The 26,248-nt window shown below is 71.3% G+C and carries 26 protein-coding genes; 16 read left to right on the top strand and 10 right to left on the bottom strand.

Annotation, left to right across the window (positions count from 1 at the left end; all coding sequences use genetic code 11):
• Positions 1 to 31: 31 nt before the first annotated feature.
• On the bottom strand, positions 32 to 4,003 hold the full coding sequence (gene scy / locus ACIQMR_RS18085) for a polarized growth protein Scy (protein WP_401387678.1): 3,972 nt from the start codon (positions 4,001 to 4,003) through the stop codon (positions 32 to 34).
• A gap of 175 nt (positions 4,004 to 4,178) precedes the next feature.
• A complete protein-coding gene (mce, locus tag ACIQMR_RS18080; RefSeq protein ID WP_266383329.1) occupies positions 4,179 to 4,619 on the bottom strand; it encodes a methylmalonyl-CoA epimerase in 441 nt (146 codons plus the stop codon).
• A gap of 148 nt (positions 4,620 to 4,767) precedes the next feature.
• Here mce and ACIQMR_RS18075 point away from each other — a divergent pair, with 148 nt between their 5' ends.
• Together ACIQMR_RS18075 and meaB are read left to right on the top strand one after the other, a co-directional pair.
• Positions 4,768 to 5,970, top strand: coding sequence for an acetyl-CoA C-acetyltransferase (locus tag ACIQMR_RS18075; protein WP_401387674.1), 1,203 nt, complete (start codon positions 4,768 to 4,770; stop codon positions 5,968 to 5,970).
• A 23-nt stretch (positions 5,971 to 5,993) separates the two neighbouring features.
• The gene (meaB, locus tag ACIQMR_RS18070; RefSeq protein ID WP_385474708.1) at positions 5,994 to 6,950 is read left to right on the top strand and encodes a methylmalonyl Co-A mutase-associated GTPase MeaB; all 957 of its coding nucleotides are present in this window, start codon (positions 5,994 to 5,996) and stop codon (positions 6,948 to 6,950) included.
• Positions 6,951 to 7,067: 117 nt separating this feature from the next.
• Here the strand turns inward: meaB and ACIQMR_RS18065 are convergent, their stop codons facing one another.
• Entirely contained in the window at positions 7,068 to 7,601 is a 534-nt protein-coding gene (locus ACIQMR_RS18065; protein WP_401387670.1) for a PepSY domain-containing protein, read from the bottom strand.
• A gap of 129 nt (positions 7,602 to 7,730) precedes the next feature.
• Here ACIQMR_RS18065 and ACIQMR_RS18060 point away from each other — a divergent pair, with 129 nt between their 5' ends.
• Together ACIQMR_RS18060 and ACIQMR_RS18055 are read left to right on the top strand one after the other, a co-directional pair.
• Positions 7,731 to 8,396 (top strand): response regulator transcription factor, encoded by a 666-nt coding sequence (locus ACIQMR_RS18060; protein ID WP_401387667.1) that lies wholly within the window; start codon positions 7,731 to 7,733, stop codon positions 8,394 to 8,396.
• Complete coding sequence (locus tag ACIQMR_RS18055) at positions 8,393 to 9,760, top strand: ATP-binding protein (protein WP_401387664.1); 1,368 nt, start codon at positions 8,393 to 8,395, stop codon at positions 9,758 to 9,760. The genes ACIQMR_RS18060 and ACIQMR_RS18055 overlap by 4 nt, the downstream gene beginning before the upstream one ends.
• Before the next feature lie 191 nt (positions 9,761 to 9,951).
• Here ACIQMR_RS18055 and ACIQMR_RS18050 read toward each other — a convergent pair whose 3' ends face one another.
• The 4 genes from ACIQMR_RS18050 to ACIQMR_RS18035 form a co-directional block, all read right to left on the bottom strand.
• Positions 9,952 to 10,428 (bottom strand): MarR family winged helix-turn-helix transcriptional regulator, encoded by a 477-nt coding sequence (locus tag ACIQMR_RS18050; RefSeq protein WP_401387661.1) that lies wholly within the window; start codon positions 10,426 to 10,428, stop codon positions 9,952 to 9,954.
• Positions 10,429 to 10,558: 130 nt separating this feature from the next.
• Positions 10,559 to 11,344, bottom strand: coding sequence for an AIM24 family protein (locus ACIQMR_RS18045; protein WP_266383350.1), 786 nt, complete (start codon positions 11,342 to 11,344; stop codon positions 10,559 to 10,561).
• On the bottom strand, positions 11,341 to 11,991 hold the full coding sequence (locus ACIQMR_RS18040) for an AIM24 family protein (protein ID WP_401387658.1): 651 nt from the start codon (positions 11,989 to 11,991) through the stop codon (positions 11,341 to 11,343). Before ACIQMR_RS18040 ends, ACIQMR_RS18045 begins: the two co-directional genes overlap by 4 nt.
• On the bottom strand, positions 11,991 to 12,623 hold the full coding sequence (locus ACIQMR_RS18035) for an AIM24 family protein (protein ID WP_401387908.1): 633 nt from the start codon (positions 12,621 to 12,623) through the stop codon (positions 11,991 to 11,993). The genes ACIQMR_RS18040 and ACIQMR_RS18035 overlap by 1 nt, the downstream gene beginning before the upstream one ends.
• A 179-nt stretch (positions 12,624 to 12,802) precedes the next feature.
• On the opposite strand from ACIQMR_RS18035, the gene ACIQMR_RS18030 reads away from it, so the two are divergent.
• The 6 genes from ACIQMR_RS18030 (at position 12,803) to ACIQMR_RS18005 (ending at position 16,696) form a co-directional block, all read left to right on the top strand.
• Positions 12,803 to 13,147 carry a DUF3817 domain-containing protein gene (locus ACIQMR_RS18030; protein ID WP_401387655.1) on the top strand — a complete coding sequence of 115 codons (345 nt, stop codon included), beginning with the start codon at positions 12,803 to 12,805 and terminating at the stop codon, positions 13,145 to 13,147.
• Complete coding sequence (locus tag ACIQMR_RS18025) at positions 13,144 to 13,446, top strand: MTH1187 family thiamine-binding protein (protein WP_266383360.1); 303 nt, start codon at positions 13,144 to 13,146, stop codon at positions 13,444 to 13,446. The genes ACIQMR_RS18030 and ACIQMR_RS18025 overlap by 4 nt, the downstream gene beginning before the upstream one ends.
• A 111-nt stretch (positions 13,447 to 13,557) precedes the next feature.
• Positions 13,558 to 14,067, top strand: coding sequence for a MarR family winged helix-turn-helix transcriptional regulator (locus ACIQMR_RS18020; RefSeq protein WP_401387651.1), 510 nt, complete (start codon positions 13,558 to 13,560; stop codon positions 14,065 to 14,067).
• A gap of 56 nt (positions 14,068 to 14,123) precedes the next feature.
• Positions 14,124 to 14,456, top strand: a complete 333-nt coding sequence (locus ACIQMR_RS18015) for a DUF3817 domain-containing protein (protein ID WP_401387648.1) — start codon at positions 14,124 to 14,126, stop codon at positions 14,454 to 14,456.
• A gap of 72 nt (positions 14,457 to 14,528) precedes the next feature.
• Positions 14,529 to 16,229 (top strand): methylmalonyl-CoA mutase, encoded by a 1,701-nt coding sequence (locus tag ACIQMR_RS18010; protein ID WP_401387646.1) that lies wholly within the window; start codon positions 14,529 to 14,531, stop codon positions 16,227 to 16,229.
• A 53-nt stretch (positions 16,230 to 16,282) separates the two neighbouring features.
• Complete coding sequence (locus tag ACIQMR_RS18005; protein ID WP_401387644.1) at positions 16,283 to 16,696, top strand: hypothetical protein; 414 nt, start codon at positions 16,283 to 16,285, stop codon at positions 16,694 to 16,696.
• On the opposite strand, the gene ACIQMR_RS18000 is transcribed toward ACIQMR_RS18005, so the two are convergent.
• The gene (locus ACIQMR_RS18000; RefSeq protein ID WP_401387641.1) at positions 16,662 to 18,065 is read right to left on the bottom strand and encodes a sensor histidine kinase; all 1,404 of its coding nucleotides are present in this window, start codon (positions 18,063 to 18,065) and stop codon (positions 16,662 to 16,664) included. The genes ACIQMR_RS18005 and ACIQMR_RS18000 overlap by 35 nt on opposite strands.
• Positions 18,062 to 18,751, bottom strand: coding sequence for a response regulator transcription factor (locus ACIQMR_RS17995; protein WP_401387638.1), 690 nt, complete (start codon positions 18,749 to 18,751; stop codon positions 18,062 to 18,064). Before ACIQMR_RS17995 ends, ACIQMR_RS18000 begins: the two co-directional genes overlap by 4 nt.
• Before the next feature lie 63 nt (positions 18,752 to 18,814).
• Between ACIQMR_RS17995 and ACIQMR_RS17990 the strand changes: the two genes are divergently transcribed.
• Positions 18,815 to 20,092, top strand: a complete 1,278-nt coding sequence (locus ACIQMR_RS17990; RefSeq protein WP_401387635.1) for a UDP-N-acetylglucosamine--N-acetylmuramyl-(pentapeptide) pyrophosphoryl-undecaprenol N-acetylglucosamine transferase — start codon at positions 18,815 to 18,817, stop codon at positions 20,090 to 20,092.
• Positions 20,089 to 21,069 (top strand): SDR family NAD(P)-dependent oxidoreductase, encoded by a 981-nt coding sequence (locus ACIQMR_RS17985; RefSeq protein WP_401387632.1) that lies wholly within the window; start codon positions 20,089 to 20,091, stop codon positions 21,067 to 21,069. Before ACIQMR_RS17990 ends, ACIQMR_RS17985 begins: the two co-directional genes overlap by 4 nt.
• A gap of 36 nt (positions 21,070 to 21,105) precedes the next feature.
• On the opposite strand, the gene ACIQMR_RS17980 is transcribed toward ACIQMR_RS17985, so the two are convergent.
• Positions 21,106 to 21,738, bottom strand: a complete 633-nt coding sequence (locus tag ACIQMR_RS17980; RefSeq protein ID WP_401387629.1) for a TetR/AcrR family transcriptional regulator — start codon at positions 21,736 to 21,738, stop codon at positions 21,106 to 21,108.
• A 262-nt stretch (positions 21,739 to 22,000) separates the two neighbouring features.
• On the opposite strand from ACIQMR_RS17980, the gene ACIQMR_RS17975 reads away from it, so the two are divergent.
• The 4 genes from ACIQMR_RS17975 (at position 22,001) to ACIQMR_RS17960 (ending at position 26,202) form a co-directional block, all read left to right on the top strand.
• Complete coding sequence (locus tag ACIQMR_RS17975) at positions 22,001 to 22,975, top strand: tetratricopeptide repeat protein (RefSeq protein WP_401387626.1); 975 nt, start codon at positions 22,001 to 22,003, stop codon at positions 22,973 to 22,975.
• Positions 22,976 to 23,624: 649 nt separating this feature from the next.
• Entirely contained in the window at positions 23,625 to 24,278 is a 654-nt protein-coding gene (locus ACIQMR_RS17970; RefSeq protein ID WP_401387623.1) for a DUF6230 family protein, read from the top strand.
• Positions 24,279 to 24,374: 96 nt separating this feature from the next.
• On the top strand, positions 24,375 to 24,914 hold the full coding sequence (locus ACIQMR_RS17965) for a DUF6114 domain-containing protein (protein WP_401387620.1): 540 nt from the start codon (positions 24,375 to 24,377) through the stop codon (positions 24,912 to 24,914).
• On the top strand, positions 24,904 to 26,202 hold the full coding sequence (locus ACIQMR_RS17960) for a hypothetical protein (protein WP_401387906.1): 1,299 nt from the start codon (positions 24,904 to 24,906) through the stop codon (positions 26,200 to 26,202). The genes ACIQMR_RS17965 and ACIQMR_RS17960 overlap by 11 nt, the downstream gene beginning before the upstream one ends.
• Positions 26,203 to 26,248 lie beyond the last annotated feature (46 nt).

Here is a 26,248-nt window from a genome sequence, read left to right as displayed (position 1 = left end):
TGATATGGAGAATGTCCAGCCTTTTGAGTGGCTAGCCGTCGGAGGACTTGCCACTCGAACGTGTAACCCCCGCTGTCGCCCCCGCCTTGACCCCGCCGGACCCGCTGTTGGACCCCGGCTTGCCGCCGCCCGGCGCCTCGAACGACTCCAGTGCCTCCAGAACGTCCTGGACCCGGGAGATCTCCGCCTGGATGTCCTCGCGCCGGCGCACCAGCACATCGAGCTCCCGCTTGCCCTCCGCGATCATGTGTTCGGCCTCGCGCTCCGCCTCCGCCTTGACCTTCTCGGCCTCGCGCACCAGCTCGGCCTTCTTCAGCTCGGCTTCCTTGAGCAGCGCCTCGGCCTTCTTCACCGCGGCGATCCGCACCTTGCCGGCCTCCGAATTGGCGTCCGACACCAGCTCCTTGGCCTTCGCCCCGGCCTCGGTCTGCTGCTCCTGCGCCGCCTTCACCAGCTGGTCGCAGCGCTCGCCCGCGGCCTTCATCTGCTCGGCGGACTCCCGGCGGGCCCGCTCGTGCAGTTCCTCGACCTCGCCCTCGACGCGGGTCCGCAGCTCGTCCGCGCGCTCCCTGATGGCGGTCGAGTCGCTGCGCGCCCCCACCAGCAGCTCATCGGCGTCCGTACGGGCCTTCTCCACCAGCGAGTTGCCCTCGACGGTCGCCTCGGCGACCAGCCGCTCGGCCTCCTTGCGGGCCGCGCCGACCATCGTGTCGGCCTGCGACTCGGCCTCGGTGGTGGCGCGCAGCGCCTCCTCCTGGGCCTTCGCCATCAGCTGGTCGGCCTGCTCGGCCGCGTCGGCACGGCGCTTCGCCGCGTCCTGACGGGCCGTGTCGAGCGTACGGTCGGCTTCCTCGCGGGCCTCCGCACGCATCTGCTCGGCCGCGCTCTCGGCGTCCGAACGCACCCGGTCCGACTCGGTCCTGATGCGCTCGGCGGCCTGCTGGGCGGAGCCCACGGTCTCGGCCGCCTCGGCCCGCAGCCGCTCGGCCTCGGCGGCCGCCTCGGCGATGAGCTGGTCGGCCTGCTCGGCCGCGTCGGCGCGGCGCTTGTCCGCGGCCTTCCTGGCTTCGTCCAGCACCCGCTCGCCGTCGGCGCGGGCGGCCGCGCGCAGGTCCTCGGCCTCGCGCTCGCCGTCCGCCCTGACCTGCTCGGCCTCGGTACGCAGCCGGGTCGCGTCCTGCTCGGCCAGCGACAGCAGCTCCGTGGCCTCGGTGGTGATCCGGTCCGACTCGCTCGTCGCCTCGCCCACCAGCCGGTCGGCCTGCGCCGCGGCCTCGGAGCGGATGCGGTTGGCGTCCTCGCGGGCCTCGGCCCGGGTCCTCGACGCGTCCTGCTCCGCGGAGGCGAGCGCGTCCGACGCCTCCGTACGCATCCGCTGGGCGTACTCAGCGGTGTCCGCGCGCAGCCGGTCCGACTCGGAGATCGCGTCGGCCATGGTCCGCTCGGCGAGCGACTGGGCGGCCTCCGCCTCCTCGTCGGCGCGGGCCCGGACACGGCCCGCGTCCTCGGCGGCCCGCTCCCGCTCCGCGTAGGCGTCGGCGCGGACGCGGTCCGCCTCCTCCTGCGCCTCGGTCCTCGTGCGCTCCGCCGCGTGCTCGGCGGCGTTGCGCAGCCCGGTGATCTCCTGCTCGGCCTGCTCCTGCAGACCGGAGACGGAGTCCCGTACCTGCTGGGCGGTCTGCTCGGCCGCCGACACCATCTCGGTGGCCCGCCGGTCCGCCTCCTCGACCAGCCGCTGGGCCTCGGTCTGCGCCTCCTCGACCCGGTTGCGGGCCGAGGCGAGCAGTTCCTCGCTCTGCTCGCGGGCCAGTTCCCGCTCCTGGTCGGCCTCCGTACGGGCCGCGCCGAGCGTCTCCTCGGCCTCCCGGCGGCGCCGGTTGGCCTCCTCCTGCGCGGCGGCGAGCGCCTCGGTCGCCTCCTGGCCGACCCGCTCGGCGGCGGCCCCGGCCTCGCTGCGGATCCGGTCGGCGCTCTCCTGCGCCTCCGACTTGAGCCGCTCGGCCTCCGTGGCGGCCTCGGTGCGCAGCCGTACGGCCACGGACTCGCCCTCGGCCCGCGACGCCGAGGCGTCCGAAGCGGCCTCGTCGCGCAGCCGTTCGGCCTCCTGTTCGGCCTGTGCCTGGAGCGTACGGATCCGCTCGGCGGCCTCGGTGCGCAGCCGCTCGGTCTCCTCCGCGGCCTCCCTGCGGATCCGCTCGCTCTCGGCGCGCGCCCCGGTCAGCGCCTCCTCGGAGGACGCGAGACGCGACTCCGCCTCCGTGTGCAGCCGGGTCAGCTCGTCGGCCGCCTCGGCCTGACGGGCGGCGACCCCGCGCTCGGTCTCCTCGCGCACCTCGGCGGCGGCGCGCTCGGCGGCCGCCTTCGCCTCGTCGGCCTGCTCCTCGGCCTCGGCACGCAGCCGGTCCGCCTCGGCGCGAGTGCGCTCCAGCGTCTCCTCGGCCTGCCGGCGCAGCGTCGTGGCCCGCTCGATGGCCTCCGTGCGGACCCGCTCGCTGTCCGTGGTGGCCTTGGAACGCGCCTCGTCGGCGTCGGCCTTCGCCTTCGTCAGCAGCTCTTCGGCAGACCTTGCCGCCTCCTCGATCTGCTGGACGGCCTCACGGCGCGCCTCGCCGCGGATCCGCTCGCCCTCGGCGACCGCCTCCGCGCGCAGCTGCTCGGCCTCGCCGCGCAGCCGGCGGGCCTCCTCCTGCAGCTCGACCGTCTTGGCGCGGTACTCCTTGGTGTCGTCCTTCGCGGCGCCCTTGAGTTCCTCGGCCGTGTCGTGGGCCTCACCGCGCAGGCGGTCCGCCTCCGCCTCGGCCTCGCGGCGGATCCGCTCGGCCTCCTCGGTGGCCTTGCGCGTGGTGGCCTTGGCGTCCTCGGAGGCCTTGTCCAGGACCTCCTCCGCGGTACGGGCCGCCTTCGCGAGCTGAGCGGCGGAGTCCTCCGCGGCGACCGTACGGGCCTTCTCGCCGGCCTCCGCGACGAGCTTCTCCGCCTCGGCCCTGGCGTCCGCGAGCGACTGCTCGGCGTCGGCCTTGAGGGTCTCGGCCTCCTTGGTGGCCTCGCCGACCAGACGGGCGATCTCCGACCTGGCGGTACGTGTGCGCTGCTCGTTCGCCGACTCGGCGCTCGCGAGCAGCTTGCCGGCGGCGTCCTTGGCCTCGCTGACGGCCTTCTCGGCCTCCGCGCGGGCCTCGCGCAGCTTCTCCTCGGCCTCCTGCATCCGCTGCTCGGCGGCCCGGCTGAGTTCCGTGGCCTGCTGGCGTGCCTGGTCGGACTCGGCGGTGGTGGTGGAGCGCAGCTGCTCGGCGTGGCTCGTGGCTTCCTGGGCCTGGTTGGACGCGGCGTTCAGCAGCCGTTCGGCGTCCTTGCGGGCGCGCAGCAGGATCGCTTCGGCTTCCGCGCGGGCGGACTCCGCCTCGGAGCCGAGCCGATGCCGGGTCTCCTCGGCGACCCGGGCGGCCTCGCTCCGGGCCGCGGCCAGACCCTGCTCGGCCTCCGCGCGCGACTCGTCGAGCAGCCTGCGGGCCTGGGACTCGGTGCGGGCGCGGAGCTGCTCGGCCCAGGCCACGTTCTCGTTGACGTGCGCCTCGACGGTCTGGCGGCGCTCGGCCAGCTCCTGGTCCAGGCGCTGGCGGCGCTGATTTGCCTCGGCGTGCAACTCCGCCTGGAGCCGCGCCTGGTGCTCGGCGTGCTCCTGGAGGATGCGCTGCGTCTGCGCACGGACGTCACGCAGCTCGCGCTCGGCGTCGGAGCGCAGCTGGTCGGCCTGGACCTGGGCGTTGCGCAGCAGCTGCTCGGCCTGGTATCCGAGGTCGGCGCTGTCGTACGCGGGACGGGACGCGAGGGAGCGGCGCGCCTCGTGGAGCTTGGCGCGCAACACCTCGACCTGGTATCCGAGGTCCTCGGCGTGCTGGACGGCCTTCTCCCGCTCGGTCTTCAGCCGGTCCATCTCGGCTTCGAACCGCGAGAGGTGGTCGTCGTCAGCTCGGTGGCTCTCCTGGCGTTCGTAGCCCCGCACTGCGCGGTCCCATCCGTCCCCTGGTCGCAACTCAACTCAGACGAGAACCGTTCGCGGTGAACGGCCCCCCGGGGAATGGTGTCAGATCAGATACGTCAACCACGAGCCGCGGCGCGGCTCCGGTCCCGGCCCCGGCCCGGAGCGGCCCACTCTACCGGGCCGGGATTCGTGTCGTTCAGTGCTCGGCTGAGGACGGGTCGGCGGAAGTGACCAGTTCGGTGAGGACACCGTGGCAGTCCTTGGGGTGCAGGAAGGTGATCCGGGACCCCATCGAGCCGATGCGCGGCTCGTCGTAGAGCACCCTTACCCCCTTGTCCCGGATCGCCTGGGCGTCGCCGTCGACGTCCGCCGTGCCGAAGGCGATGTGGTGGACGCCCTCGCCGTTCTTCGCCAGCCACTTGCCCACGGCGGAGTCCTCGCGGGTGGGCTCCAGCAGCTGGAGGTAGGAGGCGCCGCCGTCCGAGGTCTCGTTGATCTTGAGCATGGCCTCCCGTACGCCCTGCTCCTCGTTGACCTCCGTGTGGAAGACCTCGAAGCCGTACGTGGCCCGGTAGAACTCGACGGTCTTGTCGAGGTCGAAACAGGCGATCCCGATGTGGTCGATTCGCGTCAGCATGGCTCCAGTGCAGCGCTCCCGGCGGTGATTACGCAACGTGCGCGCGATCACACCGGTCGGCCGGTGACCCGAACGCGTACCGCTCAGTACAGTTCGAGTAAACCCTCGTTCACTCCTCAGCCGCCGCGCTGGAAGGGGAACCCCTCTCATGACTGGAACGAACAGCACCACCTCCGTGATCGTCGCCGGGGCACGCACGCCCATGGGGCGGCTGCTCGGGTCCCTGAAGTCCTTCTCCGGCGCCGATCTGGGCGGTTTCGCCATCAAGGCCGCGCTGGACCGGGCGGGGATCGGCGGCGACCAGGTGCAGTACGTGATCATGGGCCAGGTGCTGCAGGCCGGCGCCGGGCAGATCCCGGCCCGGCAGGCCGCCGTCAAGGCCGGCATCCCCATGAGCGTCCCGGCGCTGACCATCAACAAGGTCTGCCTCTCCGGACTCGACGCGATCGCGCTCGCCGACCAGCTGATCCGAGCGGGTGAATTCGACGTCGTCGTCGCCGGCGGCCAGGAGTCCATGACCAACGCGCCGCACCTGCTGCCGAAGTCCCGTGAGGGCTTCAAGTACGGCGCGATCGAGATGCTCGACGCGATGGCGTACGACGGTCTGACCGACTCCTTCGAGGGCATCGCCATGGGCGAGTCGACGGAGAAGCACAACACGCGGCTCGGCATCGCCCGCCCCGAGCAGGACGAGATCGCCGCGCTGTCCCACCAGCGCGCCGCGGCGGCGCAGAAGAACGGCCTGTTCGAGGCCGAGATCACGCCCGTCGAGATCCCGCAGCGCAAGGGCGAGCCGGTCCTCTTCAGCCAGGACGAGGGCATCCGCGCCGAGACCACCGCCGAGTCGCTCGGCAAGCTGCGCCCCGCGTTCACCAAGGACGGCACGATCACCGCGGGGACGTCCTCGCAGATCTCCGACGGCGCGGCCGCGGTCGTCGTGATGAGCAAGGCCAAGGCCCAGGAACTCGGCCTGGAGTGGATCGCGGAGATCGGTGCGCACGGCAACGTCGCGGGCCCGGACAACTCGCTCCAGTCCCAGCCGTCCAACGCGATCGCGCACGCGCTGAAGAAGGAGGGCCTCGAGGTCTCCGACCTCGACCTCATCGAGATCAACGAGGCGTTCGCCGCGGTCGCCGTGCAGTCGATGAAGGACCTCGGGGTATCCCCGGAAAAGGTGAACGTCAACGGTGGTGCGATCGCCCTGGGCCACCCGATCGGCATGTCCGGTGCGCGTCTCGTCCTGCACCTGGCGCTGGAGCTGAAGCGGCGTGGCGGCGGGGTCGGCGCGGCCGCGCTGTGCGGCGGTGGCGGTCAGGGCGACGCGCTGATCGTCCGCGTACCCGGCAACTGACGACCCACGAAGGAGCACGCACGATGGTGGACGTCCCCCAGCTGGTCGCCCAGGCGAGGGAGGGCAGGCCGCGGGCCGTGGCCCGGCTGATCTCGCTCGTCGAGGGGGCGTCCCCGCAGCTCCGCGAGGTCATGGCGGAGCTGGCGCCGCTGACCGGCGGTGCGTACGTGGTGGGCCTGACCGGTTCGCCGGGCGTCGGGAAGTCGACGTCCACCTCGGCGCTGGTGACGGCGTACCGGCGGGCCGGGAAGCGGGTCGGCGTCCTGGCCGTCGACCCGTCCTCCCCGTTCAGCGGCGGGGCGCTGCTCGGCGACCGGGTCCGGATGTCCGAGCACGCCTCCGACCCCGGCGTGTACATCCGCTCGATGGCCACCCGCGGTCATCTGGGCGGTCTCGCCTGGGCCGCGCCCCAGGCGATCCGCGTCCTGGACGCGGCCGGCTGCGACGTGGTGCTCGTCGAGACGGTCGGCGTCGGCCAGTCGGAGGTCGAGATCGCCTCCCAGGCCGACACGTCGGTGGTGCTGCTCGCGCCCGGCATGGGCGACGGGATCCAGGCCGCGAAGGCGGGCATCCTGGAGATCGGCGACGTGTACGTCGTCAACAAGGCGGACCGTGACGGCGCCGACGCGACGGCCCGCGAGCTGAACCACATGCTCGGGCTGGGCGAGTCCCGGGCGCCGGGTGACTGGCGGCCGCCGATCGTGAAGACGGTCGCGGCGCGGGCGGAGGGCATCGACGAGGTCGTCGAGGCCCTGGAGAAGCACCGCGCCTGGATGGAGGAACACGGCGTCCTCACGGAGCGCCGCGCCCGCCGCGCGGCCCACGAGGTCGAGACCATCGCGGTCACGGCCCTGCGCGAACGCATCGGCGACCTCCGCGGCGACCGCCGCCTCGACGCACTCGCGACACGCATCGTCGCGGGCGAACTGGACCCGTACGCGGCGGCGGACGAACTGGTCGCGGGCCTCACGGGCGAATAGCCCGGGGCAGGGCTTCGGGGGCGGGGCCGTGTGCCTCGGTCATCATGCCCGTCCGGGCCCCGCGCGGTGGACCGGCGATCGGGCCGGCCGGCGCGGGGCTCCGGTCGAGGGGCCGGGTCAGTCGTGGTCCGGCGACTCCACGGTGACCTTCTCCGTCCTCGCGTCCACCGTCAGCTCGTGGTGCCGGCCGTCCTTGCCCCGGACGTCCGCCTCCCAGACCAGTCCGTCGGCGCTGTGCCTGTGGTCGAGGTCGATGGAGGTCACCGTGCCCGGCACGGCCTTGGTGGCGGCCCGGGCCGCGACGGAGGCGGAGACCGGGGCGTCCGTGGGGGACGGGGCGCGGTCGTCGCTGTCCGAGCGCTCGTCCTCCCTGACCTTGCCCGTGGTCGCGTCGAGCGTCACGTCGTGCCAGACGCCGTCCTTGCCGTGGACGTCGATCTCCCATGCGGAGTCGTCCAGCCCGGCGCTGGTGACCGTGCCGGGCACGGCGCGCAGAGCCGAGTCGATGGCATCCGTGACCGTGACCTTCACGGTGCCGCCGTTCCCGTCGTCGTCCCCGCTCCCGTGCGAGACGGCGAACGCGGTGGCGGTTCCGCCGCCGGCGAGGACAGCTGCGGTGAGGACCGCGATGGTCAGCTTGCGTCGCTTCATGAGTCGTACCTTCCGGTGACTGGTCGTGATGACGTCTGTGATCACGGGGACCACACTGCCCGGGCGACGCTGAAGCCCACCTGAAGGCGCCTGAAGGCGCCTTCAGGTTCCGTTTGCGACCCTGTGCCCATGAGGCTGTTGATCGTGGAGGACGAGAAGCGACTCGCGCTGTCCCTCGCCAGGGGGCTCACCGCGGAGGGCTTCGCCGTGGACGTGGTGCACGACGGCCTGGAAGGGCTGCACCGCGCCGGCGAGGACGCGTACGACCTCGTCGTCCTCGACATCATGCTGCCGGGGCTGAACGGCTACCGCGTCTGCGCCGCCCTCCGCGCCGCCGGCAATGACGTGCCGATCCTGATGCTCACCGCCAAGGACGGCGAGTACGACGAGGCCGAGGGCCTCGACACCGGCGCCGACGACTATCTGACCAAGCCGTTCTCGTACGTCGTCCTCGTCGCCCGCGTCAAGGCACTGCTGCGCCGCCGCGGCCGCGCCGGGGCCGCCTCGCCCGTGCTCCGCGCCGGCGGGCTCACCGTCGACACCGCCACCCGCCGTGTGCACCACGGGGAGGAGGAAGTCGCCTTGACCGCGAAGGAGTTCGCCGTACTGGAACAGCTGGCCCTGCGGCCCGGCGAAGTGGTCGGCAAGCCGGAGATCCTGGAGCACGTGTGGGACTTCGCCTACGACGGCGACCCGAACATCGTCGAGGTGTACGTCAGCGCGCTGCGCCGCAAGCTGGGCCCCTCGGCGATCCAGACGGTGCGCGGCGCCGGCTACCGGCTGGCGGACCGGTGACGTCGGTACGGGCGAAGGCCGCGCTCGGCGCCACGCTCGTCGTCGCCGCCGCGCTGATCGCCGCCGGGCTGGCCGTGGTGCTCGTCCTGCGGGCGAATCTCACCGGCCAGGCCGGGCTCCAGGCCGAGGTCGCCGCGCGGGACGTCGCCACGCAGATCGACCGCGGTGTCGCGTACTACCGGCTGGACCTGCCGGACGGCGAGGACAGTCCCGTACGGGTGATCGACGAGGACGGCCGCGTACTGGCCGCGGGCGAGGACCTGCAGGCGATCTCCCTGACCCCGTCGGGCGGCGACGACGGCGGGGACGGGGACGACGACGAACCGAGGCTCCGCAACGGCACCGCGACGGTGGACGGGAAGACGGCGGAGTACCGCTTCGCGGCGGTACGCGCGACGGACGGCGCGGGCGACACCGTCACCGTGTACGCCGGGGTGCCGCTCACCACCGAGCAGCGCGCGGTCGGCACGGTGCGCGACGCGATGCTGATCGGCCTGCCCGTGCTGCTGCTCGTCGTCGGGGGCGTGACCTGGCTGGTGACGCGGCGCGCGCTGCGGCCCGTCGAGGGCATCCGGGCCGAGATGGCGGCGATCACCGCCTCCGAGGACCTGTCGCGGCGCGTGCCCGAGCCGGACTCGCGCGACGAGGTGGCCCGGCTGGCTCGTACCACCAACGAGACGCTCGCCGCGCTGGAGGCCTCGGTCGAGCGCCAGCGGCGTTTCGTCGCGGACGCCTCGCACGAGCTGCGCAGCCCGATCGCCTCGCTGCGCACCCAGCTGGAGGTGGGCGCCGCGCACCCGGACCTGCTGGACGTCCCCGGTGCGGTCGCCGACACCGTACGGCTGCAGCAGCTGGCGGCCGATCTGCTGCTGCTGGCCCGGCTGGACGCGGGGGAGCGGCCCGGGCAGGCGCGCTTCGATCCGGTGGCGATGGTCCACGAGGAGGTGGCCCGGCGGGGCGCGGCCGACCGGCTGCCGGTGAACGTGAAGGTGACCCTCGCCGCCGACGAGGCGGTGGACGTGGTCGGATCGCGGGGGCAGTTGGCGCGGGTGCTCGGGAATCTGCTCGACAACGCGCAGCGGCACGCGCGCAGCGAGGTCTCGGTGACCGTGCGGCGTGCGGGTGCCGACGGGGTCGTGCTGGCGGTCGCGGACGACGGTCCGGGCGTGCCGGAAGCCGAGCGTGAGCGGATCTTCGAGCGCTTCGTACGTCTCGACGCCGCCCGCACGCGCGACGCGGGCGGCGCGGGTCTGGGCCTCGCCATCGCCCGTGACGTGGCCCACCGCCACGGCGGCACCCTGACCGTCTCCAGCGCCCCCGGGGGCGGCGCACTCTTCGAGCTCCGCCTGCCCACGGCTTCCTGACCCGCCCGGCCGGGAGGGTCCGCGCCGGGGTCAGCTCATCCCGGACCGCTCATCCGGACCGTTCACCCGGACCGCTCATCCGGACCGCTCAGGGCCGCGCCGGACCACGCCCGGGCGGCGCTGCCCGGCGGCCGGTCCGAGGCCGGTCGTCGCTCGCGCGGCGTGGGGTCCGGCGGGGGAGGCGGACCCCGTCAGATCCTGCCGCGGCGGCCGCGCAGATGCTCCGCCACCGGCCTCAGCGACTCGTGGAGGTCGGCGAGCGCCTCCGGCGACAGCAGGTCGATGAAGTGCTGGCGCACGGACTCGACGTGGTGCGGCGCGACCTTCTGCATCGTCTCCATGCCCTGGTCGGTGAGCACGGCGTACAGCCCGCGACGGTCGGATTCGCAGTTCTCCCGGCGGACCAGTCCCGCGTTCTCCATGCGGGTGATCTGGTGGGAGAGCCGGCTCTTCGACTGGAGCGTGGCCCCCGCAAGATCGCTCATCCGCATGCGCCGGTCGGCGGACTCGGAGAGATTGACGAGGATCTCGTAGTCGTTGTTGGTCAGGCCGAACGGCTGGAGGTCCTTCTCCATCTGATACGTCAGCAGCCGATTGACGTCCAGATACGTGCGCCAGGCACATTGTTCCGTATCGCTCAGCCAGCGCGTGGCAGTCTCGGTCTCCATATATGGATACTACCCTAAGAAGTTGAAATCCGGACGAAGGTGGGGGTAGTGACATTGGCCGTGACATCCGGCGTCCAGGTTCCCCCGCCAAGGGCGCACACGTTCGATGTCACACTCCGCAGCCTACCGCTCACAAGCCGAAGCGACGCTGGAGGTCCCCCAGTTGACCGGGGAGGCGAGGAGAGGACCCGTGTTGACCAGGCGCTCCGTGGCCGCCGTGACCCCCGCCCGGCACCCCGTCCGCATGGGGCACCGTGCCCGTCGCCTGCTCGGGCATGAGCGTCTCGGTCGACTGCAGCAGCACCGTCCCGGCGCCCACGAACTCGAACTGGTGCTCCTCGCCGGACGCCCCGCCGATCCCGGACAGCTGCCGCAGACCGCCCATGACCCCGCTCATGTACCCGTGGTCGTAGTGGTGACACGGCGACGGACAGTCCGCCCATCCGACCAGTGCCTGCGGGTCCACCCGGATCGGCGGCTCCAGGAACACGACGGGCCCGTTCGACGCCGCCACGAACTTCCCCGTGCCGATCAGCGTCAGGAAGCCCGGCACGATCGACTGTTTGAGGGCCAGCGTCGGCTGGTACGCGAGGAGGTTCCCGGCCCGGATCGTCAGATTGCCCTCGTCCAGGTCGAACGAGTTGACGTCGAAGGCCCGGTCCGCGAGCAGCATCTTCCCGCTGCCCTCGGCTACCACCCAGTCGCTCGCGTGCAGCGGCGAGTGGAAGCTCGTACGCATCAGCCGGTCCAGCCGGCCGTGGCCGATCCCGTTGAAGTCGATGCGCCCGTAGTAGGCGATCATCTTGCCCTTCTGCAGGAACCACTGCGAGCCCTTGAGCTCCACGCAGAAGGTGTACGGATTGACGTTGTCGTCGCTCGGCAGGGTCATCGGGTCAAGAACCACGGGCGTGCTCACAGCTTCTCCTCCGACGCCTGGACGTAGACCGCACCACTGCCGCTCAGCTCCAGCTGGAACGCCTCGCCCGAGCCGCGCCCCACCATGTCGCGCCAGCCCAGCGCGGTGGAGAGCTTGTTCCGTACGTCGCCGTGGTGCGCGACGTACGCCTGCGGGTCGACATGGACCGGCCGGCCGGGGGTGATCGGCAGTTCGATCACTCCGCCGTGCGCCATGACCGCGACCGCGCCGTGCCCCTTCAGGGTGGTGGTGAACAGGCCCTGGCCGGTGACCTGGCCGCGCACCATGCCCATGACCCCGCCCTGCGAGCCCATGAACATCGTGCCCTGCTGCAGCGTGCCGTCGAAGGCGAGCAGCCGGTCCGCCTCGACATAGAGGGTGTCGCCGGTCAGGCCGATGACCTGGATGTGGTGGCCGCCGTGGCCGAACATCACGGTCCCTGAGCCCTCGACGGTCATCAGCGGTGTCGCCTCGTCGGCCACCCGCCGTCCGATCATCGACATCAGACCGCCCTGGCCGCCCGCCGTGTTCGGGGTGAAGGAGACCTCACCCTTGTACGCGAGCATCGCGCCGCGCTGGCTGAACATCTTCTGGCCGGGGACCACCGTCGCCTCGACCACTTTCGAGTTGATCTCACGGAACGGCATCAGACGTCTCCTCCGATGGTGTTCCGCTCGCTCGGCTGTACGTACACGAGCCCGTCGCCCTCGAACCGGATCTGGAAGGCCTCGCCGCCGCCCTCGCCCATGAGCGTCCGGAACGTGACCCCGGACTGGAAGTTCTGCTGGAGATTGCCCTGGTGCGCGACATAGGCGCCCGGGTCGACGGCGAGCGGGTACTGGGGCGTCACCCGCAGCACCACGGCCGGGCCGTCCGACATGATCGCCGCCTGGCCGCTGCCCTCGATGGTCGTCGTGAAGAGACCGTTGCCGGTGGCGCCGCCGCGCAGCCCGGTGAAGCTGGTGCCGGTGCGCAGTCCGCCGTCCGTGCAGAGCAGATTGCTCGATTCCACGTACAGCTTGTCGCCGTGCAGCGAAACGAGATTGATCTCGGACGCGCGATCGGCGAAATAGCAGGTGCCCTGGCCCTTCACCTCCATCATGGTCATCTGCTCGCCCGTGAGCCGGCGGGTCACCATGCCGCGGATGCCCTCACCGCCGCCGGAGAGCTTCTTGAAGTTCATCTGGCCGTCGTACGCGACCATCGACCCGTTCTTCGCCTTGACGGAGTCCCCGGTCATGTCGACGGCGAGCACTTTGCTGCCTTGAAGTCGGAACATTGCCACGGAGTGAAGGTACTGGGCAGGGTGCGTTCCCGGACAGGCCCTCCTGAATGAACCTGACCCCGACCCGTCCCCGAGCCCACCCGGGTAAAGAACCGGGAAAGCGCGATGCCACAATGGAACCGCTTGTGCGTGCGTTCACAAGACCATCGCCCCCTCCACCGAAGGTGCTTTTCGTGGACTTCAAGACCGCCTCCGCCCTCCACCGCCTCCGGCTCGTCTCGGCGCCGGAGGCCGTGTCGTTCCTGCTGCTGCTCGTCTGCTCTGTGCTCAAGCGCACGACGGAGTTCAACGCGGTTCCGGTCATGGGCGCCATCCACGGCGTCCTCTTCATCCTCTACGTGGTCTTCTGGCTGGACGCCTGGAACCGCACCAAGTGGGACATCAAGACGGCCGCGCTCTACTTCGTGCTCTCCGTCCTGCCCTTCGGCGGCTTCTTCGCCGAGCGCAAGCTCAAGCGCGCCGCCGAGGACGCCGTCATCGCCGCCCGCGCCCGTCGCGAGGGCAAGGTGAGCGCATGATCGTCGCCTTCTCCGTCAGCCCGCTCGGCGTGGGCGAGGACGTCGGTGAGTACGTCGCCGACGCCGTCCGCGTCGTCCGCGAGTCCGGGCTGCCGAACCGCACGGACGCGATGTTCACCTCGATCGAAGGTGAATGGGACGAGGTCATGGACGTCGTCAAGCGCGCCGTCGCGGCCGTGGAGGCCCGCGCCCCGCGTGTCTCCCTCGTCCTCAAGGCGGACATCAGGCCCGGTGTCACGGACGGCCTGACGAGCAAGGTCGAGACCGTCGAGCGGCATCTGTCGGCGGAGTCCTCCTGACGACCCTCCTGCCGGGCTCCGCACGGGGCCCGGCAGTGGTCCGGCAGCGGTCCGGTACCGAAGTTCGAGACAGGGCTGACCAGCATGTGACCAGTGGGTAAGGTCGGTGCCGTGCCGAAGCCGCTCAGCCTCCCCTTCGACCCCATCGCCCGAGCCGATGAGCTCTGGCAGCAGCGCTGGGGCCCCGTGCCCTCGATGGCCGCGATCACCTCGATCATGCGCGCGCAGCAGATCCTGCTCGCCGAGGTCGACGCCGTGGTCAAGCCGTACGGACTGACCTTCGCCCGTTACGAGGCGCTGGTGCTGCTCACCTTCTCCAAGGCCGGAGAGCTGCCGATGTCGAAGATCGGGGAGCGGCTGATGGTGCACCCGACCTCCGTGACGAACACGGTGGACCGGCTGGTGAAGTCCGGTCTGGTCGCCAAGCGCCCCAACCCCAACGACGGCCGCGGCACGCTCGCCTCCATCACCGAGAAGGGCCGTGAGGTCGTCGAGGCGGCCACCGGCGATCTGATGGCGATGGACTTCGGGCTCGGGGCGTACGACTCCGAGGAGTGCGGGGAGATCTTCGCCCTGCTGCGGCCGCTCAGGGTCGCCGCGCACGACTTCGACGAAGGCTGAGCCGGGGGCCCGACCCGCTGCAAGATCGCCCGAAGTGGGTCGTTACGCTCGTCGGCATGAAGAAGAGCGTCCTGACCCGCTACCGGGTGATGGCCTACGTCACCGCCGTCATGCTGCTCGTGCTGTGCACCTGCATGGTGTTCAAGTACGGCTTCGACACGGGTGAGGACGTCACGTTCGCCGTCTCCCAGGCGCACGGCATCCTCTACATCATCTATCTGGTCTTCGCCTTCGACCTGGGCTCCAAGGCCAAGTGGTCGTTCGGCAAGCTGCTGTGGGTGCTGCTCTCCGGGACGATCCCCTTCGCCGCCTTCTTCGTGGAGCGCAAGGTCACACGCTCGGTAGAGCCGCTGGTCGCAGGCCCTGTCCCCGCGGTCGCCAAGGCGTAATCCCACCGCCGTACGACACGTACGGCGGTCTGCCATCGACATTTACTAGGACGTCCAAGTAAATTTGAGGGCATGGACGCTGACGCCATCGACGAGGGCCGCCGCCGCTGGCAGGCCCGGTACGACACCGCCAAGAAGCGGAACGCCGACTTCACCACGCTCTCCGGTGATCCGGTCGAGCCGGTCTACGGGCCGCGGCCCGGCGACACCTACGACGGCTTCGAGCGGATCGGATGGCCCGGCGAGTACCCGTTCACCCGCGGTCTGTACCCGACGGGCTACCGCGGCCGCACCTGGACCATCCGCCAGTTCGCCGGCTTCGGCAACGCCGAGCAGACCAACGAGCGGTACAAGATGATCCTCGCCGCCGGCGGCGGCGGACTGAGCGTCGCCTTCGACATGCCGACGCTGATGGGGCGCGACTCCGACGACCCGCGCTCGCTCGGCGAGGTCGGCCACTGCGGTGTCGCCATCGACTCCGCCGCCGACATGGAGACCCTCTTCAAGGACATCCCGCTCGGCGACGTCACGACCTCGATGACGATCAGCGGCCCCGCCGTCCCGGCGTTCTGCATGTACCTGGTCGCGGCCGAGCGCCAGGGAGTCGACCCGGCCGTGCTCAACGGCACGCTCCAGACCGACATCTTCAAGGAGTACATCGCGCAGAAGGAGTGGCTCTTCCAGCCCGAGCCGCACCTGCGCCTCATCGGCGACCTGATGGAGCACTGCGCCCGCTCCATCCCCGCGTACAAGCCGCTGTCCGTCTCCGGCTACCACATCCGCGAGGCGGGCTCGACGGCCGCGCAGGAGCTGGCGTACACCCTCGCGGACGGCTTCGGATACGTCGAGCTCGGCCTGAGCCGCGGTCTGGACGTGGACGTCTTCGCGCCCGGACTGTCCTTCTTCTTCGACGCGCACCTCGACTTCTTCGAGGAGATCGCCAAGTTCCGTGCGGCCCGCCGCATCTGGGCCCGCTGGATGAAGGAGGTCTACGGCGCGAAGACCGACAAGGCGCAGTGGCTGCGCTTCCACACCCAGACCGCCGGTGTGTCGCTGACCGCCCAGCAGCCGTACAACAACGTCGTACGCACGGCCGTCGAAGCCCTCGCGGCCGTCCTCGGCGGCACCAACTCGCTGCACACCAACGCCCTCGACGAGACCCTGGCCCTGCCGTCCGAGCAGGCCGCCGAGATCGCCCTGCGCACCCAGCAGGTGCTGATGGAGGAGACCGGCGTCGCCAACGTGGCCGACCCGCTGGGCGGCGCCTGGTACGTGGAGCAGCTCACCGACCGGATCGAGGCCGACGCCGAGAAGATCTTCGAGCAGATCAAGGAGCGCGGACTGCGCGCCCACCCGGACGGCAAGCACCCCATCGGGCCCATCACCTCCGGCATCCTGCGCGGCATCGAGGACGGCTGGTTCACCGGCGAGATCGCGGAGTCGGCCTTCCGCTACCAGCAGTCGCTGGAGAAGGGCGACAAGCGGGTCGTCGGCGTCAACGTCCACCACGGCTCGGTCACCGGCGACCTGGAGATCCTCCGCGTCAGCCACGAGGTCGAGTGGGAGCAGGTCCGCATCCTGGGCGACCGCAAGGCGAAGCGCGACGACGCACGCGTAAAGGCCTCGCTGGACAGGATGCTCGCCGCCGCCCGTGACGGCTCGAACATGATCGAGCCGATGCTCGACGCGGTCCGTGCCGAGGCCACGATGGGGGAGATCTGCGGCGTGCTGCGCGACGAGTGGGGGACGTACACGGAGCCGCCCGGCTTCTGAGCCGTCCCGCAAACCGCTGGATGCACCGGCCATCACGCCCCTACGGTGGCCGGATGGCCGGTCTTCCCGTTCCCGTGCACGGCGTACGCGTCGCCTTCCAGTACATCTGCTGCGGCCCCTTCGCCCGGCTCACCGTCGACTTCGAGCCGCCCGGGGACGGCGGCGAGCCGGACATCGTGAACACCGTGCCCGACGAACTGCTGCCCGCGGAGTACCTGCCCGCGATCCGGGCGGGCCTGCTGGAGGGCCTCGACGGAGTGGCCGCCCGCGTCCGGATCACCGACGGCCGCCACCACGAAGTGGACTCCTCCGAGTACGGCTTCAAGACGGCCGGGCGGATGGCGGGCCGTGCCGCGCTCGTCGGCGCCGGTCTGCTGCCGCCCGAGGAGGCGGAGCAGCTCACCAAGGTGACGTGGCCGGGCAAGCCCGCGCTCACGCGGGACCGGGGGCAGCTGCCGGGAAGGTGAGGCGGAACAGCGCGCCGCCGCCCGTGGCGTTCTGTGCCGTCAGCTCGCAGCGGTGGGCCCGGGCGATCTGCCGGGCCATCGCGAGGCCGAGACCCGAGCCGGGCAGGGCCCGTGCCGACTCCGCACGGTAGAAGCGGTCGAAGACATACGGGACGTCCTGTGGCGCGATCCCCGGACCGTGGTCGCGGACCGTCAGGCCCACGGCGGTCAGCGCGACCTCGACGGCCGCTCCCGGAGGGCTGAACTTCGCCGCGTTGTCCAGCAGGTTCGTCAGCAGCCGCGACAGCCGTGCCGGCACACCCGGCAGGGTGAGTTCCGCCACCGCGTCATCGGTCCACAGCGTGAAGCGCGTGGCCGGCCAGTGCGCCCGCGCCGTCTCCACCACGTGCTCGGTGAGCTGCCGGAGTGCCACGGCCTCCAGCAGCGGATCCGGCTCCTCGTCCCTGGCCAGCTCGATCAGGTCGTTCACCAGCCCCGTCACCTCGCGCAGCTGCCGGGCGAGCGCCGCCGAGGCCCGGTCGCGCTGGGAGTGTGTGAGCCGGTCGCCGCGGGCGAGCAGCTCGGCGTTGGTCCGTAGCGAGGTCAGGGGCGTACGCAGCTCGTGGGAGGCGTCCGCCACCAGCCGCCGCTGCGCCGTGACCGACTTCTCCAGCTCGCCCATCATGGTGTTGAACGTGGTGGCGAGCCGGGTCACCTCGTCCTCCCGCCCCGGCGGACCGGGCGGCAGCTCGATCCGGTGACGGGGATCGCGGGTCGCGGCGATACGCTCCGCCGTCGCGGTGAGCCGGGCCACCGGGGCCAGACCCGTGCGCGACACCCCGTAGCCCAGTGCCCCGGCCAGCACCACCCCGGCCGCTCCGACCAGCGACAGCAGCCAGGCCGCCTGCCGCACACCCTGCTCCACCGTGTCGGCGCGCAGGGCGACCTGGAGCGCCTTGTCCCGGCCGAAGGTGGTGGTGAGCATCCTGGCAGGACCGCCCGCGACCGTGATGTTGGTGAAGTACGGCGCCCGCGCGCCCGCCGCCACCTCGCGGACCGGAGCCGAGACCGGCAGCGGATACGGCGGTGCGGACGGATCGTCCGCCGGATCGGCGGGCACGATCTGCGCGCAGGCGGGAGCCGACAGAAAGCGGCACTCGCCCGCCAGGACATCCGGCGCCGCACCCCGGTTCTGCTGGGTGACCTGGGTCGCGGACTGGGTCAGATTCAGATCCAGCTGGCGGTACATCGAGTACCGGAGCACGACGAACGCGGCGGCGCACACCCCCACCGCGACCACCGCGACGGCCGCGGAGGCGGCGAGGGCCAGCCTCGTACGGACCGGCCTGCGGCGCCGCCAGCGCGCGCCCAGCCTGCGCACGCCGCTCACGGGAGGTCCAGCCGGTAGCCGACCCCGTGCACCGTGTGGACCAGTCTCGGCTCACCGCCCGCCTCCAGTTTGCGCCGCAGATAACCCACGTACACGGCGAGCGAGTTGGAGGCCGGCCCGAAGTCTCGGCCCCAGACCCGTTCATGGATCAGCTCCCGTGTGAGCACCTGCCGTGGATGGCGCAGCAGCAGTTCCAGCAGCGCGCACTCGGTACGGCTGAACTCCAGGGGGCGTCCGCCCCGGCTGCCGGTGCGGGAGACGGGGTCCACCACGAGATCCGCGAAGCGCAGTTCGGCCGCGTCGTCCGGGTCGCCGGGAGCCGCCCGGCGCAGCAGGGCCCGTACTCGCGCGGTCAGTTCGTCGAGGGCGAAGGGCTTCACGAGATAGTCGTCCGCCCCCGCGTCCAGGCCGTCCACGCGCTCGCTCACCGAGTCCAGCGCGGTGAGCACGATCACCGGGGTGCGGTCCTCCAGCGCGCGCAGCCGACGGCACACGGCGAGTCCGTCCAGGACCGGCATCATCACATCGAGGACCAGCGCGTCCGGCTGCCAGGCGGCCATCTCCGAGAGCGCGGACAGACCGTCCGGCGCCTCCCGTACCTCGTAGCCCTCGACGCAGAGGCCGTCGGCCACCGCGGCCCGTACCTCCGGATCGTCGTCGACGACCAGGATCTTCGCTGCTCCCATGTCCTCAAGACTGCCAAACCGGCTTCTTAGATCTCTCTTAAGGCGTTCCGCGAGCGTGCCGTCATGCGCACACCACCACCACAGTCCCGCCCGCCGGAGCGACCCCGGCCCGCTCCGGCGAACGGTCCGTCGACCGATTCCTCCCACGGTCCGTGGCACGGCCCGTCGACCGGTTCGCAGCCAGGTGCCCGGCCCGGTCCGTGGACCGCCGCGGAGCCGCTGTCCGTCGTCATCGGCGCCGGCGGTACCGGTGGCCACATCTACCCGGGCCTCGCGCTCGCCGAGGCGCTGCGCCGGGCCGTACCGGAGGCGGTGATCTCCTTCGTCGGCACGACGCGCGGTCTGGAGACCGAGCTGATACCGGGCGCGGGACACCGCCTGCACACCGTCGACATGATCCCCTTCGACCCCTCGCTGGGCGCCAGACGCTATCTGCTGCCGGCCGCGCTGCTGAGGTCCGGCGCCCAGTGCCGCACGATCCTGCGCGCTCAGCGGGCGCACATCGCCGTCGGTATGGGCGGCTACCCGAGCGCGCCCGTCATCCTCGGCGCCCGGCTGGCCGGGCTGCCCAGCCTGATCCACGAGTCCAACGCCGTACCCGGCCGGGCCAACCAGTTCGCCGCCCGGCTCACCCCGCATCTCGCCGTCGCCTTCGACCGCAGCCGCGCGCACCTGGCGGGCGGCGAGAACGCCCTGACCACCGGAATGCCCATCGCCGCGGCGCTCGCCGGACTCGACCGCCCATCGCTGCGCGAGCACGCCCGCCGCGAACTGAGCATCCCCGACGGGGCGCGGCTGCTGCTGGTCAACGGCGGAAGCCTCGGCGCGGCCCGGCTCACCGAGGCCGCGATCGGGCTCGCACAGCGGTGGCGGGACCGCAGCGACGTCCATCTCCTCATCAAGACCGGGCCCGCCGCACTGGAGGAGACCCGGCGCCGGCTCGGTGACTCGCCCGTGGCCCGGGCCGTCCCCTACCTCGACCGGATGGACCTCGCCTACGCCGCCGCCGACCTCGTCGTCAGCCGGGCCGGCGCGGCGACCGTCGCCGAACTCGCCACCACCGGAGTGCCGGCCGTCCTCGTCCCCTACCCCCACGCGCCCGGCGACCACCAGACGCACAACGCCCGGGTCCTCACCGACGCCGGCGCGGGACTGCTGCTCCCGGACGCCGACACCACCGCCGAACGGCTCGACGCGCTCACCGCTGCGCTGCTCGCCGATCCGGCACGGCTGGCCGCGATGAGCACGGCCGCCGACCCGGGGCCGCACGCCCGTGCCGCGGATCTGCTGGCCGCCCGTGTCCTCGAACTCGCCTCGTCCACCAAGGAGTACGCAGCATGAACTGGAACGACCGCACCGTCCTCGTCACCGGCGCCGAGGGCTTCATCGGCTCCACCCTCGTCGATCTGCTCGTGGAACGCGGGGCACGCGTCCGTGCCTTCGTCCACTACAAGCCGTACGCGGAGAAGGGCCATCTGGCGCACCTCATGGGCGAGGTGGAGATGCTCGCGGGCGATGTGCGCGACGCGGGCCGGGTGATGGACGCCGTCGCCGGCTGCGACACGGTGTTCCATCTGGCGGCGCTGATCGGCATCCCGTACAGCTACGACTCGCCCGGCGCCTACGTCCAGACGAACGTCAACGGTACGGAGAACATCGCCGAGGCCTGCCGCAGGCACGGTGTCCGCCGGCTGGTGCACACCTCGACGAGCGAGGTGTACGGCACGGCCCTCACCGTGCCCATCTCCGAGAACCACCCGCTCCAGCCGCAGTCCCCGTACTCCGCCTCGAAGATCGGCGCGGACATGATGGCGCTGTCGCACCGGCACGCCTTCGACCTGCCGGTCACGGTGGTCAGGCCCTTCAACACCTATGGCCCGAGGCAGTCCGCGCGTGCGGTGATCCCGACGATCCTCGCCCAACTGCACGCCGGAGCCCGGGAGATCAGGCTCGGCTCGCTCAGCCCGACGCGGGACTTCACCTATGTCACGGACACGGCCCGCGGCTTCCTCGCGACGGCGGCCTGTGACCGGGCCCTCGGACAGGTCGTCAATCTCGGTACCGGACGGGAGATCTCGATCGGGGACCTCGCGGCCGGGCTCATCGCGGCCTCGGGCCGGCGGGCCGAGATCGTCGTCGACCCGGCACGGCTGCGACCCTCGGGCAGCGAGGTGGAGCGGCTGTTGTCCGACAACCGGCGTGCGCGGGAGTGGGCGGGCTGGGAGCCGGAGGTCCCGCTGGAGGAAGGGCTGAAGCGGACGTCGGAGTGGGTGGCGGAGAACCTGCACCTCTTCGCGGCGGATCGGTACCAGGTCTGACTTCCGGGCCGGGCGGGGCGGGGGCGGGGGCGCGGCTCAGGCTTCCCGGGCCGTCGCTCCCAGGCCGCCCAGCAGGACCGCGGTGAAGCGACGCACCCAGTCCTCGTCAACCGGTTCGCAGCTCACCAGTGCCCGGTGCACCACCGCGCCCGCGATCACGTCGAAGATCAGGTCGGCGGTGCGGGCGGCCGCCACGGGGTCGGACTCCGTCGGCAGCTCGCCACGCGCCTCGGCCCGTTCCCGTCCCTCCAGGACGAGCCGTTTCTGGCGGTCCACGATCGAGACCCGGATCCGCTCGCGCAGCGGCTCGTCGCGGGTCGACTCGGCGACCACCGCCATCAGCGCGGTCCTGGCCTCGGGCCGCTCCAGCAGCGCCGCGAACTGGAGCACGACACCCTCCACGTCCGCGGCCAGACTGCCCCGGTCCGGCAGCTCCAGCTCGTCGAAGAGGACCGCGACCGCGTCCACGACCAGTTCGTTCTTGCCGGCCCAGCGGCGGTAGAGGGTGGTCTTGGCCACGCCGGCGCGGGTCGCCACATCGCCCATCGTCAGCTTGGACCAGCCCAGCTCGACCAGGGCGGCCCTGGTCGCGTCGAGGATGGCGGCGTCCGCCTCGGCGCTGCGCGGACGGCCGGTGCGGGTCGTGCTCCGACGGCTGTGACTACACATGACGGCGACCATACCGGCCAGTAGGTGGATTGTTGTGAGCCACTTCACCGGGTGAACCTTCCCGGTGAAGTGGTACAGGAGTTACGCTACGACTCGTAGCGAAAGCTGAGCGGGAGCTCGGCGAGAGCGACAGCCACAGGCGTCAGGTGGGGACCCGGCGCCACGCGGAACCGAGGCACAGGAGTGGTGCTCGGGGCCGGAGCGCAGGACCGGTGCTCCACGGACTTTTCACTCGTGCGCGCGGAAGGGGGAGGATGTACTCATGCAGCCTAGGAACATGTCCATGAGTGGCGTCGTCGACCTCGCCGCGGTGAAGGCGGCCGGTGAGGCCAAGGCCAAGGCGGAGCAGACGCGCGCGGAGACCGCCCGGCAGGGCGGCGGCGGTGCCGTGTCCCCCTCCAGCCTGGTGATCGATGTCGACGAGGCGGGCTTCGAGCTCGATGTCCTCCAGCGCTCCGCGGAGGTCCCGGTCGTCCTCGACTTCTGGGCCGAGTGGTGCGAACCGTGCAAGCAGCTGAGCCCTGTGCTGGAGCGGCTGGCCCGGGAGTACAACGGCCGCTTCGTGCTCGCCAAGATCGACGTCGAAGCCAACCAGATGCTGATGCAGCAGTTCGGGATCCAGGGCATCCCGGCCGTCTTCGCGGTGGTCGCCGGTCAGGCGCTGCCGCTCTTCCAGGGCCTCGCGCCCGAGCCGCAGATCCGCCAGACCCTGGACCAGCTGATCCAGGTCGGCGAGCAGCGCTTCGGCCTGACCGGCCTCACCGTCGACGCGGACGCCGAGGAAGGCGCCCCCGCTCCCGAGGCCGAGATCCCGGCGGGACCGTACGACGCGCTGCTCGAAGCGGCCGTCCAGGCGCTCGACGCCGGCGACCTCGGCGGCGCCGTGCAGGCGTACAAGAACGTGCTCGCCGACGACCCGGGCAACTCGGAGGCCAAGCTCGGGCTCGCCCAGGCCGAACTCCTGTCCCGGGTGCGGGACATGGACCCCCAGAAGGTGCGCAAGGACGCGGCGGACGCGCCGGGCGACGTCCAGGCGCAGATCGCCGCGGCGGATCTGGATCTGGTCGGCGGCCATGTCGAGGACGCCTTCGGCCGGCTCGTCGACACCGTGCGGCTCACCGCCGGCGACGACCGCGACGCGGCCCGGCTGCGACTGCTGGAGCTCTTCGAGGTGATCGGCCCGGACGACCCGCGGGTGTCCGCGGCCCGTACGGCCCTTGCGCGAGTTCTGTTCTGACGGTCCTGGTTTGAAGCCGACCGCCTCCTGCGAGCAGCGGCAGGGGGCGCCGGCGCCCGGCTGATATCGCCCGGAGCGGTGGCCGATTTGGCGACAGAGTGACAATGAGCGGCCGCGCTTTACCAAAACTTGGTAAACGCGGCCGCTGTTACTCGCAGTAAATCAACGCCGTTGTTCTGTCCGCTTTTTCACTCCAATCTCCGGATCTGTCGATGGGGTCCGAGGCACCCTGTGTTGCCGGTCGACACCACCCCGTCGTGGCGTGGTTATCCGTCCGTTACTAGTCAGTAACGAACCCCCTTGTGCCCCGGCTCGTAATGCACCACGATCGGCGACGCTCGGTCCATCACCGCACCAGCCCGGCAGCCAGCCGCGTACCGCGGTCCTGGGTCCCCACCGAGTCGGCCGGCGGCAGAGGCGCCGACCGCGGACAGGGGGGTTCCTGCCCGACCGGCAGGGCCTGTCCATCGAGGTTGCGCGAAGGCGTGGCCAGTGGTTGTCGCTCGGGGGTGATCGCCGGTGATTCGGACGCGGCTCGCGCCTGACGCACAGGCGCTCTCCTTCCCGAGGACGTAGCACTTCTCCCATCCCAGGTACGGATCCTTCGAGGTCCGTACCGGAGATGTACGTCCGAGAAGGAGGAACTGATATGTCCCAGGTACGTGGTGGGACCAGATGGAAGCGGTTCGCCGTTGTCATGGTGCCGTCCGTGGCCGCGACGGCTGCGATAGGCGTCGGACTGGCACAGGGCGCGCTCGCCGCGTCGTTCGCGGTGTCGGGCCAGGAGTTCAAGGTCGAGGCCGGTTACCTGCATGGCTACGGCTTCGCCCAGTACGGCGGCGTCGACATGGGGTACAAGGACCTCAAGGGCGACGAGAAGGTAGCCCGGCCGGTCGCGATCTCGACCTTCGAGACCGCGACGATCACGGACATGTGTCAGTCCGTGGTGTCCGACGTTCCGCTGCTCGGCAAGATCACGCTGCAGCTGAACGCCGGTCAGAACGGCAAGCAGGTCAAGGCCAAGGACCTGTACCTCGACGTCACCGACCTCAAGGCCGACGCGAAGTTCACGAACATCGACATCGGCGTCGCGGCCAAGGACACCGACCAGCGGGCCGGTGGCAAGGGTCCGATCGTCAAGGACAAGTCCATCCTGCCCAACGGCTTCGCTCAGCAGGCCGATGAGGCGGAGCTGACCGGGGTCCAGCAGAAGGCGTGGGCGACCACTGCCGGCACGTTCGAACTCGGCGGACTCCAGATGAGCCTGCACAAGGGCGACGGCCCCAAGGTCGAGTGCTACTGACGGTCATCCCGTCCGGGCGGGCGGGGGAGCTGATACGGCTTCGCCCGCCCGCCCAACTCTCCACACTGCAACACCAGTTCCAGGGAGCTGTTTTCCATGAGCGCCGAGTCCACGGGGCAGAACGAAGATTTCCTCCGCGTCATCCGGCAGCGCTTCCGCGACTGGCGGGGGCAGCGACCGTTCTGGGCAGGCCTGTTCACCCTGCTCGGTGGCATTCCGATCGCCTACTTCCCGTACGCGAGTCTCAAGCTCGGGCACATGACGCTCTCCATGGCGACGACCGCGGGCGCGGGCTCACTGATCATCGGCGTACTGCTGGTCACGCTCGGCCTGACCATGTGGTTCCAGCCTCTCGTCAGGGTGTTCGCGGGTGTTGCCGCGATCCTGCTCGCGCTGGTGTCCATCCCGGTCGCCAACCTGGGCGGCTTCATCATCGGCTTCCTGCTCTCGCTCATCGGCGGTGCGCTCTCGGTCTCCTGGGCACCGGGCAAGCCGAAGGCGGAAGCGGACAGGACCGAGGCCCCGGTGCCCGCCGGTGCTCCGGACAAGGCCGACCAGGAGCCGTGGGGCCCGTACGACCCGAACACGCACGAGACCACCATCGACGCCCATGGCGGGAGGAACAGTGCAGGGTGATGTCACACCGCTGACCACGGCCGGGGGCGATGGGGCGGAAGCGAGAAAGGGGCCGCGTCACGCGGCTCCGCGCAAGTCCCTGCTGACCAAGCTCCACAAGCCGGCCGGCAAGGCGATAGCCCTGGCCGCGATGCCCACCGCCGTGTTCGTGGGCATGGGCCTCACCCCCAAGCTCGCACTCGCCGACGAGAAGGACATCCCCTTCGCCGCCGGCCCGTGCGTGACCCGCTCCGACGAACCCGCGGAGTCCGAGTCGCCCAAGCCCTCCGAGTCGGCGAAGCCGTCCGACGAGGAGACCGCCAAGCCCGAGCCGTCCCCGAGCGGTTCCGCGGACGACAAGGACGACGAGGCCGAGCCGGGTGCGACTCCCTCCGCCTCCGAGTCCGGCCGTACGGACGAGAAGGACCCGGAGCAGACGAGCCCGTCCCCGGCCCCGAGCGAGTCGGAGACGCGTAACCCGCTCGACCCGCTGGGAGTCGGCGACGCCCTCAAGGACCTCTTCGACGGCCCCGACAAGGAGCCGGCGGCGACTCCGGCGCCGACGCCGAGTGAGACGGCGAAGCCGACCGAGACGGCCTCGCCCAAGCCCGCCGAGGACGCCACGTCCAAGCCCGCGGACGCGGTCAAGGACGTGACGGACGAGGTCGACAAGGCGACGGACAAGACCAAGGACGCCATCAAGGACGCGGCCGACAAGGCCGGCGCCGAGGTGGAGGAGCTGGACGACAAGGTCAAGGGCCTCGACCCGATCAAGGACGAGGACATACCCGTGGGCGCGGACGGCAAGCCGCGCTTCCCGTGCCCGACCGCCGACCCCGAGGCCCTGGCCGCCGCCGAGCTGGAGCCGGGCATCCCGTCGCTCCCGGACGACCCCTGGGTGCTGGAGAGCTCGAAGCTCACGCTGACGGGCCTCGACTACAAGGGCATCGTCGAGGTCAGGACCGGTGGCGGCAAGACCAAGAAGGTGCTGAAGTTCACGGCTTCGGGCGTGGACATCAAGGACCTGCACCAGCTGGTCGTCGGCCCGAACGGGACCACGGCGCACGTCGAGGCGGAGAAGGGGTCGACCTCCACGATCCGCAACGGCACGGTGACGATGTACACGGAGGAGCTGAAGGGCAACCTCTTCGGCCTCATCCCCGTGACCTTCAGTCCCAAGACCCCGCCGCCGCTGAACGTTCCCTTCGCCTTCTTCACCAACGTGAAGGTGACACAGGCCGGCCAGTTCGGCGGCACGCTGTCGGTGCCGGGACTGCACAACTACTTCACCGGTGGTAACGCCGGCTGATCTTCCGGGAGCCGCGGAAAGAAACTGTGGGCCGCACCCCTTCGGG

The sequence above is a fragment of the Streptomyces sp. NPDC091376 genome, from assembly GCF_044757085.1.
Taxonomy (GTDB): Bacteria; Actinomycetota; Actinomycetes; order Streptomycetales; family Streptomycetaceae; genus Streptomyces; species Streptomyces pratisoli.
The sequence above is the reverse complement of the archived record's forward strand: the minus strand, read 5'-3'. Positions and strand labels throughout refer to the sequence as shown.

What these genes read in the sequence shown, in the direction of transcription:
- mce (WP_266383329.1), bottom strand. Translation starts at nt 4,619, where the DNA reads ATGCTGACGCGAATCGACCACATCGGGATCGCCTGTTTCGACCTCGAC.
- ACIQMR_RS18075 (WP_401387674.1), top strand. Translation starts at nt 4,768, where the DNA reads ATGACTGGAACGAACAGCACCACCTCCGTGATCGTCGCCGGGGCACGC.
- meaB (WP_385474708.1), top strand. Translation starts at nt 5,994, where the DNA reads ATGGTGGACGTCCCCCAGCTGGTCGCCCAGGCGAGGGAGGGCAGGCCG.
- ACIQMR_RS18065 (WP_401387670.1), bottom strand. Translation starts at nt 7,601, where the DNA reads ATGAAGCGACGCAAGCTGACCATCGCGGTCCTCACCGCAGCTGTCCTC.
- ACIQMR_RS18060 (WP_401387667.1), top strand. Translation starts at nt 7,731, where the DNA reads ATGAGGCTGTTGATCGTGGAGGACGAGAAGCGACTCGCGCTGTCCCTC.
- ACIQMR_RS18050 (WP_401387661.1), bottom strand. Translation starts at nt 10,428, where the DNA reads ATGGAGACCGAGACTGCCACGCGCTGGCTGAGCGATACGGAACAATGT.
- ACIQMR_RS18040 (WP_401387658.1), bottom strand. Translation starts at nt 11,991, where the DNA reads ATGCCGTTCCGTGAGATCAACTCGAAAGTGGTCGAGGCGACGGTGGTC.
- ACIQMR_RS18035 (WP_401387908.1), bottom strand. Translation starts at nt 12,623, where the DNA reads ATGTTCCGACTTCAAGGCAGCAAAGTGCTCGCCGTCGACATGACCGGG.
- ACIQMR_RS18025 (WP_266383360.1), top strand. Translation starts at nt 13,144, where the DNA reads ATGATCGTCGCCTTCTCCGTCAGCCCGCTCGGCGTGGGCGAGGACGTC.
- ACIQMR_RS18015 (WP_401387648.1), top strand. Translation starts at nt 14,124, where the DNA reads ATGAAGAAGAGCGTCCTGACCCGCTACCGGGTGATGGCCTACGTCACC.
- ACIQMR_RS18010 (WP_401387646.1), top strand. Translation starts at nt 14,529, where the DNA reads ATGGACGCTGACGCCATCGACGAGGGCCGCCGCCGCTGGCAGGCCCGG.
- ACIQMR_RS18005 (WP_401387644.1), top strand. Translation starts at nt 16,283, where the DNA reads ATGGCCGGTCTTCCCGTTCCCGTGCACGGCGTACGCGTCGCCTTCCAG.
- ACIQMR_RS17995 (WP_401387638.1), bottom strand. Translation starts at nt 18,751, where the DNA reads ATGGGAGCAGCGAAGATCCTGGTCGTCGACGACGATCCGGAGGTACGG.
- ACIQMR_RS17990 (WP_401387635.1), top strand. Translation starts at nt 18,815, where the DNA reads ATGCGCACACCACCACCACAGTCCCGCCCGCCGGAGCGACCCCGGCCC.
- ACIQMR_RS17985 (WP_401387632.1), top strand. Translation starts at nt 20,089, where the DNA reads ATGAACTGGAACGACCGCACCGTCCTCGTCACCGGCGCCGAGGGCTTC.
- ACIQMR_RS17980 (WP_401387629.1), bottom strand. Translation starts at nt 21,738, where the DNA reads ATGTGTAGTCACAGCCGTCGGAGCACGACCCGCACCGGCCGTCCGCGC.
- ACIQMR_RS17975 (WP_401387626.1), top strand. Translation starts at nt 22,001, where the DNA reads ATGCAGCCTAGGAACATGTCCATGAGTGGCGTCGTCGACCTCGCCGCG.
- ACIQMR_RS17970 (WP_401387623.1), top strand. Translation starts at nt 23,625, where the DNA reads ATGTCCCAGGTACGTGGTGGGACCAGATGGAAGCGGTTCGCCGTTGTC.
- ACIQMR_RS17965 (WP_401387620.1), top strand. Translation starts at nt 24,375, where the DNA reads ATGAGCGCCGAGTCCACGGGGCAGAACGAAGATTTCCTCCGCGTCATC.